The sequence below is a fragment of the Staphylococcus sp. HMSC65H10 genome (assembly GCF_001839185.1).
GTDB lineage: Bacteria > Bacillota > Bacilli > Staphylococcales > Staphylococcaceae > Staphylococcus > Staphylococcus simulans.
The window spans coordinates 1-18,051 of record NZ_KV840329.1; the positions used below are offsets into that span (position 1 = coordinate 1).

The following is an 18,051-nucleotide window of genomic DNA, read 5'->3' on the forward strand; positions in this document are numbered from 1 at the left end:
ACAAGTCCGTAGGACTTTGTCGACAGTCTGAGACGGCTATAGCCGTCTTTTTCTATGCTTAAAATATGTATTTTGTGTGAACTGCGAGAAAAATTCATTATATATGTTACACTTTAAATGATAATGATTATCAATTGATAAGGGAGTGTTATAAATGGCAGAGGCAGGACATACATTTTTAGCGAAGTTAGGCAAGACAAGATTACGACCAGGGGGAAAGGTAGCTACTGACTGGTTAATTGATAAAGGTCACTTTACAAAAGATAAAAAGGTATTAGAAGTGGCATGTAATATGTGTACGACATCAGTGATGTTGGCTGAACGATATGGTTGTGAAATTGAAGGAGTAGATTTAAATAAAAAGGCATTAGAAAAAGGAAAAGAAAATGTTCAAAAACATCGTTTAGAACATTTAATCCACGTTCAACAAGCGAATGCGATGGATTTGCCTTTTGAAGATGAGACGTTTGATATTGTCTTAAATGAGGCCATGTTGACAATGTTACCGATTCAAGCAAAAGAAAAAGCTCTAAAAGAATATTATCGTGTACTTAAACCCGGCGGTATTTTATTAACACATGATATTGCGATTATGACACCAAGTGAAACAGATCGAATTCAAAGTCAATTAAGTGAAGCTATTAATGTCAAAGTAACGTCTTTACCAACAGCAGAGTGGAGAAAGCTTTATCAAGACGCAGGATTCGATTCAGTTGAATCTAAAGTGGGTAAAATGAGTTTAATGACACCTGCAGGTATGATACGTGATGAAGGTTTAAAAGGAACAGCTAGAATAATACGTAACGCTTTAAAAAATGAAAACCGATCAATGTTTATGACGATGTTTAAAACAATGAATGGCTTAAAAGAACATATGAATTATGTTGTACATGCAGCACGAAAATAAAGCTATTAAAAAAAGCATCAAACCACTATTTTGAATAGCGTTTGATGCTTCTTTTATGTGTTAACGTATGCCACGCATACCTTTAATAATCTTTGGTACAAACATAAATGCGATTAAGCCGATAACTACTGCTAGAACTCCTAGGAATAAGAAGTAGTTTTGATAGCCTAACGGTTCGATTAATTTAACAAGTGTTCCGTTAATGGCTTGTGCAGTAGCGTTTGTTAATAACCATAAGCTCATCATTTGAGAGTTGAAAGCTTTTGGTGCTAATTTTACTGCGGCACTGCTGCCTGTTGGTGATAAGCAAAGCTCACCGACTACGCAAATGATGTATGACAGAATGACCCAGTTTACGGATACTGTGCTGCCGCCAGAAGTCATCATGACTACCGCTACTAAGATGTATGAAATACCTGCTAACCAAGCACCCCAAATAAATTTAGTCGCAAGGCTTGGTTGACGATCTCCCATTTTCTTCCAAACATAAGACAGTACTGGCGCAAATAATACAATGAATAATGGGTTGATTGATTGGAAGTATGTTTTACCAAAATCAGTTGTCCAACCGAATAAATTCAATTTCATATCTGTGCCTGTAAATGCGTAGATATTTAAAACGTTAGAACCTTGTTCCTGGATAGACCAGAAAATTACCCCGATAATGAATAACGGAATAAATGAAATAACACGTGAGCGTTCATCATCTGTAACTTCTTTACTTCTGATCATAGTTGTAAAGTAAGAGACTGGTAAGGCAATACCTAAGATTAAGACAGTTGTGCTGACTAAGTTGAATGATAATGTACCTGTTAAACCAGTGATGATTAATACAAGTGCGATGACTACGACTACAATACCTGTAATCATTGAATAACGTTTCTTTTCAACTGCGTTCAATGGGTTTGTCGGCGCTGAACCAACGTTACCTAAGTTACGTCTGTTGAATAAAAGATAAATAACCAATGCGAGTGTCATACCGATTGCTGCGATTAAGAAACCTTGGTGGAACATATGACCTTTAGAGAATTGGTCTAAAATTAATGGCGCAGCAAGGGCACCCATGTTTACGGACATGTAGAAAATAACAAACCCTGAATCGATACGTTTATCGTTTTCAGGATACAAGCGACCTACAATATTAGAGATATTCGGTTTCATAAGCCCTGAACCTACGATGATAAAGAACATTGAAATGAATAGTCCTGTTTGTGCTAACGGCAAGCTTAAGAAAACGTGACCGATAATAATTAAAATAGCACCATACATTGTCGCTCTGCGTGTACCTGTGATTCTATCTGCGACCCAGCCGCCAAGTACACTGGTCATAAAGATCAGTGACCCATATACTGACATGACTGACTGTGCAGTCGTTTTATCCATGCCTAATCCGCCATCTTTAATAGCGAAGAACATGTAAAAGATTAAGAGTGCACGCATCCCGTAATAGCTGAATCTCTCCCAAAATTCTACGAAGAAGAGGACTCCTAATCCTTTTGGATGTCCAAAGAACCCTTTCTGTGGTATTTCTTGGACATGCTTTTGATGTAAATTGTTCTGCAAACTAACCCCGACCTTTCTATCCTATAACGGAGTGGATTATATTCGATTCTACTATGTAAAAAAGAGAGTTTCAATAATTTTCTAAAAATAAAAATATTAACAATTTTCTGAAAAGAATAAGATATAAAACATGATTAATCAAGCTTAATTAGAAGAAAAGGCGTAATTTGAGAAGATTTTAACTAAAGAAGGTCTGCAGATTGAAATATGGCAAAAAAGTGAAAGTGAAAAATTGACCATAGAAAAAGCCTGAAACCTCTGAGAGATTTCAGACTGAATATGTTCGATTTTGTATTAGTGAATACCTTTCATTGCACGACGTACAAATGGTGAAATAATCACAAGCAATACCCCGATAGCTAGTGTCAGTAAACCAGAGTATAAGAAGTATTGACCTGAATCCATTTTAGCGTATACAACAACTAGCTGCGCATTCAGACCTTGTGCAGTCGCATTACTTAACATCCATAAGCTCATCATTTGTGCTGTAAAGGCATATGGTGCAAGTTTTGTCGTAGTAGCTAGACCGACAGGTGAGATACATAACTCACCGATTGTGATTAATAAGAAGCTTAAGACTAACCAGATAGGGTGAATCAGTTCTCCAGGTGCTAATCCACCAGCTAAAGGAACGACCATGATTAAATATGAAACCCCACCGATGATGGCACCTAATGCGAATTTAATGACAGTAGGTGGGTTGTGTTTGCCGAGTTTGACCCATAACATCGCAAAGAGTGGTGCTAACGCTACGATAAAGATAGGGTTCAATGATTGGAACCAAGCAGCTGGAATATTGAAATGAATCGCGCCGCCTGTTAATTTAGCTAAGCTTAATTCTGTTTTCTTATCTGCAAAGTTTGCCAAGATTGTAGAACCTTGTTCTTGGATCATCCAGAAAGCTACAGAAGTGATGTATAACGGTACATAACTGCCGACACGAGATTTTTCTTCTGGTGTCACTTTCTTGCTGACAAGCATGTAAACTACAATGTAAATTGGTAAAGCAATTCCGATAAATGTAACTAATAAACTGAAGTTTTCAATTGTTAAGGCATTGAATGACTTTAAAACGATTAAATAAATGGCAAACGCTGCGACGATTGCTAAAGCGATTAAAGAGAATTTCTTAGTATCTTCTTTTGTTAATGGATTATGTACAGATAACCGTGCTAAATTTAAATACTTTTTACGTTTAGACCAGTAAACAACTAAACCGATAAACATCCCGACAGCTGCTGTTGCAAAACCAGCATGGAAACCAACACGTGTTTGTAAGTAACCAGTTAAAATAGGTGAAATTAAAGCACCTAAGTTAATTCCCATGTAGAAAATAGTGAAGGCTGCATCAACACGGTTGTCGTTTTTATCGTATAATTCGCCGACTGTTGTAGAAATGTTTGGTTTTAACAAACCTGTCCCGATAATCAAGAGTAATAAAGCAATCATAACGGCGGTTAGGCTGCCCGGTAAACTTAAAATAATATGACCGAACATAATGAGAATACCACCGAAGAACACAGCGTGTTGTGTTCCTGTGATACGGTCAGCAATCCAGCCCCCGATAACCCCAGACATATAGATTAATGTTCCGTATAAAGCAACAATCTGCATGGCTACAGACTCATCTAAGCCGAATCCGCCTTTAGCCACAGAATAATACAGGTAGTAAACTAAAATAGCTTTCATACCATAGTAACTGAATCTCTCCCAAAACTCAGTAAAGAATAATGTGCTTAATCCCTTCGGATGACCAAAGAAACCAGTTCGTGGTGTGCTTTGAATAACTTCTTCGCGTGTATATTGTTTCTTGTTCATAAATTTCCCCCTAAGAATGACTTAAAATAATTTTAAGCTATTAAAAGTGTATATACAAGAAAATTCTGAAAATTAATGAAGCTACCTTTTACATTTTTTGTAATAAAAAGTTATGTATCCGCTTCCCGCAAAATAAAAAACAACCCGAATTTAATCAGGTTGTTCTTCAAATAAATCTGCAATTATCTATTATCTATCGTTTCTGGATATAAATCGTGATTCATCATGCGATATTCAGCCATTTTTTCATACTTAGAATCAGGACGGCCATAGTTTGTATAAGGGTCAATAGAAATACCGCCGCGTGGCGTGAATTTACCCCAAACTTCAATATAATGCGGATCCATTAATTCAATTAAGTCATTCATAATAATATTCATACAATCTTCGTGGAAATCACCATGATTTCTAAAACTGAATAAATAAAGTTTCAATGATTTAGATTCTACCATTTTGATATTCGGAATATATGAAATGTAGATAGTAGCGAAATCTGGTTGGCCTGTAATCGGACATAATGATGTAAATTCAGGACAATTGAATTTTACAAAGTAGTCGCGTCCTTGATGTTTATTATCGAAAGACTCTAACACATCTGGACGATAATTAAAGTTATATTGGTTATTTTGATTACCAAGCAATGTAAGATCTTCTAAATCTTCTTTGCTTCTGCCTTGTTGTGACATATTTATTTTCCTCCTCTATGAGACGATTGTACTGGTTTTCTGCTTTGTCTGCGTGCTTTTTCGAACATATAGTAGCTGGCACTGATAATAATGACATAACCTAGTGTAGCATATAAATCCGGTGATTCTCCGAAAATGATGATACCCATTAACGCTGTAAAGATAATGGAAGCATACGTAAAGATTGAAATATCTTTTGCAGGTGCAAAACTATATGCGAGTGTAATTCCGATTTGACCGACAGCAGCTGATAAGCCGGCACCTACTAAATAAATCATTTGCAGGCCTGACATCGGTACATACGTAAAGATAACGAATGGAATTAAAGCAATAATTGAGAAGAAAGAGAAGTAAAAGACAATCGTATAAGGTGCTTCTCTTGTACTTAATGCACGTACACAAGTATAAGCTGATGCGGCGAAGATACCTGAGAATAATCCGACGATAGCTGGAATCATTTCTGAAGAGAATTGCGGTTGTACAACAAATAACATACCGACAATTGCGACTAACATCGCTGTAATTTGATATTTACGGATTTTCTCATGCAAGAAAATCATACTGAGTAAAATCGTCCAGAAAGGATTAAGCTTCATCAATGTATCTGCGTCACTTAACAGCATATGGTCTATAGCGTAAATGTTGAATAAGACACCGATTAAACCAAGGGTTGAACGTGCAATTAATAAGGGCTGACTGCTTAATTTACCAAACATGGGTTGTTTGTATTTATATAAGAAATACAGTGGAATGAGCATTGCGACTAAGTTTCTAGCGAGTGACTTCTGGAAGACGGGTAAATCACCAGCAAGTCTGAAAAATAGGGACATAAAGCTGAATCCTATAGCTGAAACAAGTATCGCAATGATTCCTTTTATTTTTGAATCCATATACTTTCCTCAACTTTCCTCAAAACTTAACGTATATCATCTTAGCATATATAGAAATAAGTGCCTATATAGACTTGCTAAAGAAAATGAACATGGTATACTATAAACCGAACGTACGTTCTATCCATTAGATTAAATGACACGTCACTAACTGAAAGGAATGATTATTTTGTGTTGATGAATAAATTGTGTTAAGCCTTTCATGACGCAAATCAGCGGAATCTTGTGATGACAAGCGGTGCACAAATTCTCAAAAAATCAAGAGCAAAATTACAATTATTTATTTTAAAATGATTTTTGGAAAAATTTAAGAACGCCAAGCATAGAGATGACGCTACTTTCATCAATTTTGACAAATTTAAAGAAAATTTTCAGGGGTGAATCTCTTTGAAATTATAATAGGTGTTCGGTATAATGAATCACATAATATAGTATTGAAGAACGGAACCTAACACTATATATTGTGGTCAAGTCCAAAAATAAGAAAATTATATTTCACTATTTTAAGGCAATTTCACACAGAATTTGCAAGATGAACAGATTGGTTAGGGGATTAACCAATCTGGTCTGTATAGTTGAGAAATCGTGTTCAAAGTTGTGATGACAAGTTATGTCTAAGCAAATAGAAATATGAGTAATTGTACTTATTTGGACAAGAGTATTGTGAAGGAATACTCGGTTAACTGATTACCAACACAATATGTAGTGGCAGGGAGCAATGCATTTAACATATCGAAATAAACTAAAACATGCAGCAGTCACAACTTCTTTTTAGAAACAGCAATACCAGTACGGCAGCCTGGCATGTTTTTTAATTATGAATAATATGTGCATGACGCTATGTGACGATTAAGCGCGTTCTTTGTAAGAAAGCGGGTGATTCAATGAAGGTAGTATATTTTTCATTTACTGGTAACGTGAGACGATTTGTTGCAAGAACTGAATTTGAGGACACTTTAGAGATTACAAATGATAACTGCGCGGATGTGCGCTTGGATGAGCCTTATGTATTGGTCACTAGTACAATCGGCTTTGGAGAAGTGCCAGATGTTGTCAAAACATTTTTAAGTCATAACGGAAACATGATCAGAGCAGTGGTCGGCAGTGGTAACCGTAACTGGGGTCAAAACTTTGCGAAAGCCAGCGAGACCATTTCTCGAGAATATCTCGTTCCGCTATTAATGAAATTTGAAGTACAAGGTACAAAGAAAGACGTAGAAGAGTTTAAAGATAAGGTGGGGCATTTATATGAAGACTATGAACGAAAAGCAATACAATCATATTGAGTTAAATAATGAGGTTACAAAGCGTAAAGAAAATGGTTTCTTCAGCTTAGAAAAAGACCAAGAAGCGCTAGAAGTTTATTTAGAAGAAATCAAAGATCATACGATTTATTTCGATTCAGAAATCGAACGTTTGCACTATCTTGTAGATAATGATTTCTATGTAGATGTATTCCAAACATATAGTGAAGAAGACTTAAAAGAAATTACTGAATATGCACGCAGTATTCCATTTACATTTGCGAGCTATATGTCAGCAAGTAAATTCTTCAAAGATTATGCATTAAAAACAAACGATAAAAAACAATATTTAGAAGACTATACACAACACGTGACTATTGTCGCACTTTATTTAGCAGATGGTGACAAAGCGCAAGCAAAACAATTTATTTCATCTATGATTGAACAACGTTACCAACCTGCAACACCAACATTCTTAAACGCAGGCCGTGCCCGTAGAGGTGAGCTTGTATCATGTTTCTTATTAGAGGTAGATGACAGCTTAAACTCTATCAACTTTATTGATTCAACAGCGAAACAATTAAGTAAAATCGGCGGCGGTGTCGCAATCAACTTATCTAAACTTCGTGCACGTGGTGAAGCAATCAAAGGAATCAAAGGTGTCGCAAAAGGTGTCTTACCTGTAGCAAAATCACTTGAAGGCGGCTTCAGCTACGCAGACCAATTAGGTCAAAGACCAGGTGCTGGTGCTGTTTACCTAAACATCTTCCACTATGATGTTGAAGAATTCTTAGATACGAAAAAAGTAAACGCAGATGAAGACCTTCGTCTAGCAACAATTTCTACAGGTTTAATCGTACCTGCTAAATTCTTTGAACTTGCAAAAGAAGGTAAAGACTTCTACATGTTCGCACCACACACAGTTTACAATGAATACGGTGTAACATTAGATGATATCGATCTTGATAAATACTATGATGAAATGGTCGAAAATCCGAATGTCTTAAAACGTAAAAAAGATGCACGTGAAATGTTAAATACAATTGCTCAAACACAATTACAATCAGGTTATCCTTATTTAATGTTTAAAGATAACGCAAACAAAGTACATGCCAACTCAAACATTGGACAAATCAAAATGAGTAACTTATGTACTGAAATCTTCCAATTACAAGAAACATCTATTATCAATGACTATGGTGTGGAAGATGAAATCAAACGTGACATTTCATGTAACTTAGGTTCGTTGAACATTGTCAATGTGATGGAATCAGGTAAATTCAGAGATTCTGTACACACAGGTATGGATGCTTTAACAGTTGTAAGTGACGAAGCAAACATCCAAAACGCACCAGGTGTACGTAAAGCAAACAGTGAATTGCACTCTGTTGGTTTAGGTGTTATGAACTTGCATGGTTACCTTGCGAAGAACCAAATCGGTTATGAATCTGAAGAAGCAAAAGACTTCGCAAATGTGTTCTTCATGATGATGAACTATTACTCAATCGAGCGTTCAATGCAAATTGCGAAAGAACGCGGCGAAGCTTATAAAGAATTCGAGAAATCAGATTATGCGAGCGGTAAATACTTTGAAAAGTATACAGAAGCGGATATTGTGCCTGAATACGAAAAAGTTAAACCTTTATTTGAAGGTTTAGAAATCCCTACTGCAGAAGATTGGAAAGCTTTAGCAGAAGATGTTAAGCAATATGGTTTATATCATGCTTATCGTCTTGCAATTGCGCCAACACAAAGTATTTCTTACGTGCAAAACGCAACAAGTTCAGTAATGCCGATTGTTGACCAAATCGAACGTCGTACGTATGGCAACGCAGAAACATTCTATCCAATGCCATTCTTATCACCACAAACAATGTGGTACTACAAATCAGCATTCAATACAGATCAAATGCGTTTAATTGATTTAGTAGCAACAATCCAACAACACGTTGACCAAGGTATCTCAACAATCCTTTACGTTAACTCAGAAATCTCTACACGTGAATTAGCACGTTTATATGTCTATGCACATCATAAAGGTCTAAAATCACTTTATTATACACGTAACAAATTATTAAGCGTAGAAGAATGTACAAGCTGCGCAATCTAATGAAGCCTATCAAGGAACAATCTTAATGAGGTTGTTCCTCTAATCATATAAATTTTTTAAACGGAATTTGAACGAGTAAAATTAAAAATCAAGAATGGGGAAATGCACTTTGATGATTGCTGTCAATTGGAACACGCAAGAAGATATGACAAACATGTTTTGGCGACAAAACATCTCCCAAATGTGGGTAGAAACTGAATTTAAAGTTTCTAAAGATATTGCGAGTTGGAAAACATTAACACCAGAAGAACAAGATACATTTAAGAAGGCACTTGCAGGTTTAACAGGTTTAGATACACATCAAGCTGATGACGGCATGCCTTTAGTCATGATGCATACAAAAGATTTACGTAAAAAAGCTGTCTACTCATTTATGGGTATGATGGAACAAATCCATGCGAAAAGTTATTCTCACATTTTCACAACATTATTACCATCTAGTGAGACAAACTATCTTTTAGATACATGGGTACTTGAAGAACCACATTTAAAATTCAAATCAGATAAAATTGTGGGTAACTATCATAAATTATGGAGAAAAGATGCATCAGTATATGACCAATATATGGCACGTGTATCTAGTGTGTTCTTAGAAACATTCTTATTCTATTCTGGATTCTACTATCCACTTTATCTTGCTGGACAAGGTCGTATGACAACATCTGGTGAAATCATCCGTAAGATTTTATTAGATGAGTCTATCCACGGTGTGTTCACTGGTTTAGATGCGCAACACATGCGTAATGAACTTTCAGAAAATGAAAAACAACGTGCAGATCAAGAAATGTATAAACTATTAGATGAGTTATACAAAAACGAAGTTTCTTATACACATTCACTATATGACCAAATTGGTTTAACTGATGATGTATTGAACTATGTACGTTATAACGGAAACAAAGCATTATCGAACTTAGGTTTTGAACCTTATTTCGAAGAACGCGAATTCAACCCAATTATCGAAAACGCATTAGATACGTCAACGAAAAACCATGACTTCTTCTCAGTTAAAGGTGACGGTTATACGTTAGCGTTAAACGTAGAAGCATTACGTGATGAAGACTTTATTTTTGATGATGAAAAATAAATAATATCATTTTGAAGAGCATTGATTCTGACTGTGAAAACAGTTTGAAGTCATTGCTCTTTTTTTGTTTTAAAAAAATGTAATTGAAAATAAAATATGTTGAAGCAAAAGAGTTAATCGAAATAAAGAGAGAAAAAATACATTCTATCTCAGGAAATAGCCTATATTTGTAAAAGAATTTTCCTGAAAATGTTTAAAAAGCATTGATAAAACGGGAGAAACTGATACGATAGAAAGTAAGTGAAAATGATTATCAGTTACAGTTAATCATTAATTGTTTTTAGAGGGGATAGGAGTTTCAAATGATTAAACAACTCGTGCGCTTTCCAGTTTTATTAATTCTTTTTATATTTTTGACTATCCTTTCATTGTTTGTAGGTGTTAGTCAGCTTTCTATTACACAAATTTTTCATTTAACCGCAGATCAGCAAAATATACTTGTTTCGAGCCGTATTCCAAGAACAGTCAGTATTATCATTTCAGGCAGTTCTTTAGCACTGGCTGGACTGATTATGCAACAGATGATGCAAAACAAGTTCGTCAGTCCGACAACTGCAGGGACGATGGAGTGGGCGAAACTAGGGATCCTCATCTCATTAATCTTCTTTCCGCAAGCGCATATTTTAATTAAGCTGTTATTCGCTATGGTACTTAGTATCGGCGGAACATTCTTCTTTATGAAATTGATTCAAATTATACGCTTTAAAGATGTTATATTCGTGCCGTTACTCGGTATTATGATTGGCGGTATTATATCTAGTTTAACAACGTTTGTGGCATTAAGGACGAATGCACTGCAAAGTATTGGGAACTGGTTGAACGGTAACTTTGCGATTATCACGAGCGGTCGATATGAAGTCTTATATTTAAGCATCCCATTGCTTATTGTTACGTATATTTTTGCCAACTATTTCACTATTGCTGGTATGGGTAAAGACTTCAGCCATAACTTAGGAGTCAACTACGATCGAATTATGATGTTCGGCTTAACGATTACCGCAACAATGACCGCATTAGTCGTTGTGACAGTTGGTACTTTACCGTTCTTAGGCTTAATTGTGCCGAATATTGTGTCTATCTATAGAGGAGACCATTTAAAAAATGCCTTGCCGCACACTGCAGTCTTAGGTGCGATTTTTGTATTGGTGTCCGACATCTTAGGACGTGTGATTGTTTATCCATATGAAATCAATATCGGATTGACTATCGGTGTCTTCGGGACATTAATTTTCTTAGTAATGTTATTTAAAGGGAGTCGCAACTATGAGTCATAAACAAAGTAATATCAGATTATTTATATTATTGGGTGTAGTTGTGGTAACAGGTGTTTTATATCTCTTGTTAGGCATTGACTTTGATATCTTTGCGTATCAGATACAAAGTCGAATCAGGAAACTGATTTTAATGATTTTAGTCGGTGCAGCGATTGGTACCTCTGTCATTATATTCCAAGCGATTACAGTCAACCGATTATTAACACCGTCTATGATGGGATTAGATGCGGTCTATATGTTTGTCAAAGTTGTCTTAGTCTTTATCTTTGGTATTCAATCAATGGCAGTGACAAATATTTATCTCAACTTTGCGTTAACATTAGTCGCAATGATTATATTCGCACTCATTCTATTCCAGGGTGTTTTTAAATACGGTAACTTCTCAGTGTACTTTATCTTATTAATCGGTGTGATTTTAGGTACATTCTTTAGAAGTATCACTGGCTTTATCGAACTCGTAATCAACCCTGAAGATTTCTTAGCTGTACAAAGTTCAATGTTTGCGAACTTTAATGCATCGAACTCAAAATTAGTTGCCATCAGCAGCATTGTCTTAGTTATTCTAATTTTAATTACAATTAAAATCTTGCCTTATTTAGACGTATTACTATTAGGGAAAGCACAGGCATTGAACTTAGGTGTCAACTATACACGAATGACACGTTTATTAATGATTATGGTCGCGTTATTAACTTCAATCGCTACAGCGCTTGTTGGTCCGATTACATTCTTAGGGTTATTAACTGTGAACATTGCGCATGAAGTCATGAAAACATATGAACATAAATACTTATTACCTGCGACAATATTTTTAAGCTGGATCAGCTTATTTACTGCAGAATGGATTGTAGAACATTTATTTGAAGCCACTACAGAAGTAAGTATCCTCATCAACTTAATCGGAGGAAGTTACTTCGTATACTTATTGATTAAAAGGAGAAATTCATGATGATACAAGTTCAAGATTTAAATAAAACGATTCATGATAAACCGATTCTTAAAGATATTAACGTAGAAATTCGTAAAGGACGTTTGACGTCATTAATAGGTCCAAACGGCGCAGGTAAAAGTACCTTATTATCTGCGGTCAGCCGTTTAATGGATATAGATACAGGTTCTATAGAACTTGAACACGAAGGTATTGGCGCATTTACAAGTAATGAAATTGCGAAGAAGCTTTCAGTTTTAAAACAAACGAATCATACGGAATTAAATATTACAGTCGAACAATTAGTCGCATTCGGTCGCTTCCCATACTCTAAAGGCCGATTAGACGATACAGATAAAGAAAAAATCAATGAAGCTTTAGATTTACTCCAACTACAAGAAATCAGAGATCGTAATCTTAAAACACTTTCAGGTGGTCAACGTCAACGTGCTTATATTGCGATGACAATCGCACAAGATACAGAATGCATCTTATTAGACGAACCGCTGAATAATCTAGACATGAAATATTCAGTAGAAATTATGAAAACATTGAGAAAGCTAACACGAGAACATGGCAAAACAATTGTAATTGTATTACACGATATCAACTTTGCGTCTAGTTATTCAGATGATGTAATTGCGATGAAAGATGGCGAAATCGTCAAAGCGAGTGAACGAGACGAAGTTATTCAACCAAGCATCTTAAGACATCTTTATGACATGGATGTCGATATCGAATGCATCAGAGGCCAAAGAATTTGCCTATATTATAGTTAAACACTGACCATTTGAAAGGGGTGATGCCGATTTTTTACGGCATATCAAGACGGGGGTCTAACACATTTCAGGAGGATAAAGAAAAATGAAGAAATTAGGCTTATTTATTTTAGTTAGTATTATGTTTTTACTTGCTGCGTGTGGTAATGGCAGTGATTCAAAAGAAAGTTCAGAAAAAGGTTCATCAGATAAAAAGACAGTTAAAATTGAAAATAATTACCAATTAAGAAGCGAAGATCCTAAAGGCGGCGATGAAAAAGGGGTTAAAAATGAAGTTGAAGTACCAGTGAACCCTAAAAATGCTGTCGTTTTAGACTATGGTGCATTAGATACACTTAAAGCTATGGGTGTCGCAGATAAAGTTAAAGCAGTACCTAAAGGTGAAGGCAACAGCACATTACCAGACTTCTTAAAAGAATTTAAAGATGACAAATACATCAACACAGGTTCATTAAAAGAAGTGAACTTCGATAAAATTGCGCAAGCTAAACCAGAAGTTATCTTCATTTCATCACGTACAGCTAACCAAAAGAATTTAGATGAATTCAAAAAAGCAGCACCAGACGCTAAAGTTGTTTATGTAGGTGCTGATGATAAAGACTATGTCAATTCAGTGAAGAAAAATGCTGAAAACTTAGGTAAAATTTACGACAAAGAAGATAAAGCGAAGTCATTAAATAAAGAATTAGACAAAAAAATCGCTGACATGAAAGATAAAACAAAAGATTTTGATAAAAAAGTAATGTACTTATTAGTAAACGAGGGTGAATTATCTACTTTCGGTCCTAAAGAACGTTTCGGCAGCTTAGTTTATAACACATTAGGCTTTAAACCAGCTGACAGCAAAATCAAAGGCAGCTCACATGGTCAAAACGTAACAAACGAATACATCAATGAGAAAAATCCAGATGTGATTTTAGCAATGGACCGTGGTCAAGCTATCGGTAGTAAATCAACTGCGAAACAAGTCTTAGGAAACGATGTAATTAAGAATGTTAAAGCAGTTAAAGACGATGAAATTTATGAACTTGATCCGAAATTATGGTACTTTGCTTCAGGTTCAACAACTACAACAATGAAACAAATTGACGAATTAAAAAAGGTTGTTAAATAATAATTACCGTTTTTAATAGGGGGAAGATGGTAATTAAAAAACCGAGTCGGAATGCAATATATTTCCGGCTCGGTTTTATTTAGTTTAAATTGTCATTAATTTGTATACTGTTACTTTAAACGTCAAAGTATAAAGGATAATGTGCAGCGCATCTGGGATTGAATTGCGCACCACAGTGCGGACAATGGTCTGTTTCCATATATTCCTTGATTGACAATGTGGTGTCACATACACCACATAAAATCGCATGTTCATCGAATTCTGATTTTGACCATGGCACAGGTGCATGATCTTCTGATTCATTATGGCAATGAATACATGCATAGAATTTATTACAGCATTTGAATTTAATGGCGATAACATCAACAGGTGTATGGTAATGCGTACAACGCGTCTCATTGTCTAGACCGATACCATGAACGGTATGATGTTTATTATTCATCTTCTGGATGATCACCAATAACACGTACTTCTGGATGCAATTCGACATCAAATTTTTCTTTAACGACTTGTTGTACATGGTGAATCAAGTCTTCATAATCTGTCGCAGTACCGTTATCAACATTGACCATAAATCCAGCATGTTTCGTTGAAACTTCAACACCGCCGATACGGTGGCCTTGTAAGTCAGAGTCTTGAATTAATTTACCCGCAAAGTGGCCTGGTGGTCTTTGGAAAACACTGCCGCATGAAGGATATTCAAGAGGTTGTTTTGACTCACGACGTTCTGTTAGGTCGTCCATGACGGCTTGGATTTCATCTTGTTTGCCAGGTGTTAAGTTAAATGCAGCTTCTAGCACAACCAAGTGTTGTTTTTGAACAATACTGCTTCGGTAGCCAAGTTCTAATTCATCACGTGTAAGTTGTACAAGTTCACCGCGTTCATTGACACATACCGCGTAATCAATACAATCACGGACTTCGCCGCCATAAGCACCGGCATTCATAAAGACAGCACCGCCAATTGATCCTGGGATACCGCAAGCAAACTCTAAGCCAGTTAAAGATTCATCACGTGCAGTACGGGAGACATCAATAATCGCTGCACCGCTTCCTGCAATTATGACATTATCTTCAACTTTAATATAATCCATAGACAATAGGCTCAATACAATCCCGCGAATACCGCCTTCACGAATAATAATATTAGAGCCGTTGCCTAAATAAGTGACAGGAATGTTGTTGATTCTAGCAATGTGATTGATGGCTTGAACTTCTTCAAAAGTTGTCGGACTGAGATAGAAGTCAGCATTTCCTCCTGTTTGCGTATAAGTATAGCGTTTTAATGGTTCATCAACTTTAATAATTTCTTCTGGCAGAACTTTTTTCAGTTCTGTAAGAATGTCATCTTTGTGCAACGATAGAACTCCCTTTCAATTATTTTCACTTTCTTATTATAGCAATGAAACAGGCTTTTTGTGAAATACAATCCGCTTAATTCAACCCGTATCTTCGTGACAACTTTTCAAACAAAGCTGATTTACCTGTTTCATAGTCACGAATAGTCTCTGATTTAGCATGTAAAGCTTGTTTTGCTTCTGCAAATTCTGCTTGTAACTCAGAATTATGGGTTAAAGCCTCTTGCATCGTTAAATAGTGGACATATTGATCAGATTCAATTTGTAATATGTGCAGACGAACGATTTGTTTAAGTTCTTTCATATTATTGAATTGCGCCATTACTACTTTTTTCTTATAACGGTGGTGCAAGCGATAGAAACCGGCATAATTTAATCGTTTTTCATCTAAAGCTGTAATATCATGTAAATTAGTAACGCCGACTAATAAATCTAAAATTGGTTCTGTTGGATAATTAAAATGTGCAGTACCGCCGATATGGTGGACTGTCTTAACAGGTGTATTAAGTAGACCGAGTAATAAGTCGCTTAACTCTTGAAATTGATTTTGATAATTTTGAAGCGCTTGCCTATCTTTGATTAAGGGCTGCGTTTTAGAATACATATTCAACCGTCCTTTGTAAAAGTTCTAAAAGTATTATATTATGAATTCTGACATACTCAAACATTAATCATGCAAACTATACAGATAAAAAGACAGGAGTGGACAATGTGAAAAAATGGCTTCTCGCAATAACGATTGTTTGTCTAACGCTGTCTCTTGCGGCATGCAATAGTAAAACACAGTCAGATTTAAATCACTTTGAAAAAGCGAAGCATGAAGTGGATAAAGAAGAGAAACATGTTAAACAAGTCATGGATGATATTCATTTAAATCGTTTAAGTGAATTAAGCAAATCAGATTTAACAGATAGAAACAAAACAGACTTTCAACAAATGGAGAAAGATATCGATAAGAAATTAATGCCGGCCTTTAAATCTTATAAAAAAGCCGCAAAACAGCTTCCTGCAGAAACTAAAAAGGTGAAACAATTACGTCACACGTATTTGCATGAGGTAGACCAACAAGAAAAAGCATTAAAAGATATTCGCAGCTTCGTACATTTATGTAATCAATCCATCAAAGCGAATGAAGATATTTTAAATTACACGAGATTATTTGAGAAGAATCGTGCACTTTTAGAGAAGCAAGTAACAGAAGCACGTCAAAATGGTGAAACTGAGAGTATAGATAAATTTACAAGTAAATTAAAACATCATAATAAGGAGTTGCAGAAGATTGCGAAGAAATATTTAGATGCTGACAATCCTCAAAACACTAAAACAGTCATCAAAGAAAAAATTCAACCTTTAATCAGCAAACAAATTGAAGAGTTGAATCAAGCAAGTGTATCAGAAGAAAAGACTGCAAAAGCGCATCAGACCGCAATCGAAATGTATTATAGTCTGCAAAATTATTACGAGACACGACAAAGAACCATTGACATCAGCCGTAAATTGGAGCAATATGATATGAATAAAACTCCTTTAACAGGGAATGAATTAGATAAGTACCACCATCAATTCCGTAATGATTTCAAGGGCTTAAAGAACGATGTACATCAGAATGATTGAAAAAAGCAAGAAAAATATTAGTATTTTGGTTAACATTGAAATATAAAGTGTGTATAATTAGACACATTGAAATAGGAAATGGAATGAATGGGACTATCACTTTAGGTGATAAATATTTTTAGAGGTGAATAGAATGGCTACAAAGCTGACTTCAATTGACCAGTTTAAACAAGTAATTAACGACAACAAATATGTATTTATTATGAAACACAGTAACACTTGCCCAATTTCAGCAAATGCTTACGATCAGTTCAATAAATTCTTATATGAACGTGATATCGATGGGTATTATTTAATTGTGCAAGAACAAAGAGATGTATCTGATTACATTGCAGAACAAACTGGCGTGAAGCATGAATCGCCACAAGCTTTTTATTTTGTTGATGGTGAAGTTAAATGGCATGCAAGTCATGATGACATTAATGTGACTTCACTTGCACAAGCTGAAGAGTAAACTTGCTTGTCAGGGGACATAAGCACTAATAACATAAAGTAAAAAGCGGACTCCATGCTTTTAGACGTTGGACATGAAGGGTATATGTTTCCAACACAATCTGAAAGCTTGGAGTTTTTTTAATTTAAAGCAAAACAAGCATTAGGCGTTACAGTAGGTTTTTTGAAATAAGCCCTGTATAATATTTAAGTGAATTGAACAAACATTGGGAAACTTTATTTGAGG

17 protein-coding genes are annotated in these 18,051 nt (G+C 35.5%); 10 read left to right on the top strand and 7 right to left on the bottom strand.

Features of this window, described 5'->3' with window-relative positions; all coding sequences use genetic code 11:
* The first annotated feature begins 154 nt into the window (after window positions 1-154).
* On the top strand, window positions 155-907 hold the full coding sequence (locus HMPREF3270_RS04580; RefSeq protein ID WP_070848589.1) for a class I SAM-dependent methyltransferase: 753 nt from the start codon (window positions 155-157) through the stop codon (window positions 905-907).
* Between the two features lie 60 nt (window positions 908-967).
* On the opposite strand, the gene HMPREF3270_RS04585 is transcribed toward HMPREF3270_RS04580, so the two are convergent.
* From HMPREF3270_RS04585 to HMPREF3270_RS04600, 4 genes are all read right to left on the bottom strand, one after another.
* Window positions 968-2,470: a peptide MFS transporter gene (locus HMPREF3270_RS04585; RefSeq protein WP_002481518.1), complete on the bottom strand. Its 1,503-nt coding sequence runs from the start codon at window positions 2,468-2,470 to the stop codon at window positions 968-970.
* 294 nt (window positions 2,471-2,764) lie between these two features.
* Complete coding sequence (locus tag HMPREF3270_RS04590) at window positions 2,765-4,288, bottom strand: peptide MFS transporter (protein ID WP_070848590.1); 1,524 nt, start codon at window positions 4,286-4,288, stop codon at window positions 2,765-2,767.
* A gap of 182 nt (window positions 4,289-4,470) precedes the next feature.
* Entirely contained in the window at window positions 4,471-4,974 is a 504-nt protein-coding gene (gene queF, locus HMPREF3270_RS04595) for a preQ(1) synthase (protein WP_070848591.1), read from the bottom strand.
* Window positions 4,975-4,976: 2 nt separating this feature from the next.
* The gene (locus tag HMPREF3270_RS04600) at window positions 4,977-5,864 is read right to left on the bottom strand and encodes a DMT family transporter (protein WP_070848592.1); all 888 of its coding nucleotides are present in this window, start codon (window positions 5,862-5,864) and stop codon (window positions 4,977-4,979) included.
* A gap of 884 nt (window positions 5,865-6,748) precedes the next feature.
* Between HMPREF3270_RS04600 and nrdI the strand changes: the two genes are divergently transcribed.
* The 7 genes from nrdI (at window position 6,749) to HMPREF3270_RS04635 (ending at window position 14,400) form a co-directional block, all read left to right on the top strand.
* Window positions 6,749-7,150 carry a class Ib ribonucleoside-diphosphate reductase assembly flavoprotein NrdI gene (gene nrdI, locus HMPREF3270_RS04605; RefSeq protein WP_023015387.1) on the top strand — a complete coding sequence of 134 codons (402 nt, stop codon included), beginning with the start codon at window positions 6,749-6,751 and terminating at the stop codon, window positions 7,148-7,150.
* Complete coding sequence (gene nrdE / locus HMPREF3270_RS04610) at window positions 7,113-9,218, top strand: class 1b ribonucleoside-diphosphate reductase subunit alpha (protein ID WP_023015386.1); 2,106 nt, start codon at window positions 7,113-7,115, stop codon at window positions 9,216-9,218. The genes nrdI and nrdE overlap by 38 nt, the downstream gene beginning before the upstream one ends.
* A gap of 112 nt (window positions 9,219-9,330) precedes the next feature.
* Window positions 9,331-10,305, top strand: coding sequence for a class 1b ribonucleoside-diphosphate reductase subunit beta (nrdF, locus tag HMPREF3270_RS04615; RefSeq protein ID WP_002481524.1), 975 nt, complete (start codon window positions 9,331-9,333; stop codon window positions 10,303-10,305).
* A gap of 302 nt (window positions 10,306-10,607) precedes the next feature.
* Window positions 10,608-11,579, top strand: coding sequence for an ABC transporter permease (locus HMPREF3270_RS04620; protein WP_176746712.1), 972 nt, complete (start codon window positions 10,608-10,610; stop codon window positions 11,577-11,579).
* Window positions 11,569-12,528 carry an iron chelate uptake ABC transporter family permease subunit gene (locus HMPREF3270_RS04625; RefSeq protein WP_070848593.1) on the top strand — a complete coding sequence of 320 codons (960 nt, stop codon included), beginning with the start codon at window positions 11,569-11,571 and terminating at the stop codon, window positions 12,526-12,528. The genes HMPREF3270_RS04620 and HMPREF3270_RS04625 overlap by 11 nt, the downstream gene beginning before the upstream one ends.
* Window positions 12,528-13,286, top strand: a complete 759-nt coding sequence (locus tag HMPREF3270_RS04630) for an iron ABC transporter ATP-binding protein (protein WP_002481527.1) — start codon at window positions 12,528-12,530, stop codon at window positions 13,284-13,286. Before HMPREF3270_RS04625 ends, HMPREF3270_RS04630 begins: the two co-directional genes overlap by 1 nt.
* An 85-nt stretch (window positions 13,287-13,371) precedes the next feature.
* Window positions 13,372-14,400: a ferrated catecholamine ABC transporter substrate-binding lipoprotein SstD gene (locus tag HMPREF3270_RS04635; protein WP_070848594.1), complete on the top strand. Its 1,029-nt coding sequence runs from the start codon at window positions 13,372-13,374 to the stop codon at window positions 14,398-14,400.
* A gap of 115 nt (window positions 14,401-14,515) precedes the next feature.
* Here the strand turns inward: HMPREF3270_RS04635 and HMPREF3270_RS04640 are convergent, their stop codons facing one another.
* The 3 genes from HMPREF3270_RS04640 to HMPREF3270_RS04650 form a co-directional block, all read right to left on the bottom strand.
* Entirely contained in the window at window positions 14,516-14,842 is a 327-nt protein-coding gene (locus tag HMPREF3270_RS04640; RefSeq protein WP_037556551.1) for a CHY zinc finger protein, read from the bottom strand.
* Window positions 14,835-15,758, bottom strand: a complete 924-nt coding sequence (murB, locus tag HMPREF3270_RS04645; protein WP_023015383.1) for a UDP-N-acetylmuramate dehydrogenase — start codon at window positions 15,756-15,758, stop codon at window positions 14,835-14,837. The genes HMPREF3270_RS04640 and murB overlap by 8 nt, the downstream gene beginning before the upstream one ends.
* 76 nt (window positions 15,759-15,834) lie before the next feature.
* Window positions 15,835-16,362, bottom strand: a complete 528-nt coding sequence (locus HMPREF3270_RS04650) for a GrpB family protein (protein WP_070848595.1) — start codon at window positions 16,360-16,362, stop codon at window positions 15,835-15,837.
* Between the two features lie 107 nt (window positions 16,363-16,469).
* Here HMPREF3270_RS04650 and HMPREF3270_RS04655 point away from each other — a divergent pair, with 107 nt between their 5' ends.
* Together HMPREF3270_RS04655 and ytxJ are read left to right on the top strand one after the other, a co-directional pair.
* Window positions 16,470-17,372: an EMYY motif lipoprotein gene (locus HMPREF3270_RS04655; RefSeq protein WP_002481531.1), complete on the top strand. Its 903-nt coding sequence runs from the start codon at window positions 16,470-16,472 to the stop codon at window positions 17,370-17,372.
* 133 nt (window positions 17,373-17,505) lie between these two features.
* Complete coding sequence (gene ytxJ, locus HMPREF3270_RS04660; protein WP_002481532.1) at window positions 17,506-17,826, top strand: bacillithiol system redox-active protein YtxJ; 321 nt, start codon at window positions 17,506-17,508, stop codon at window positions 17,824-17,826.
* The last annotated feature ends 225 nt before the right edge of the window (window positions 17,827-18,051 follow it).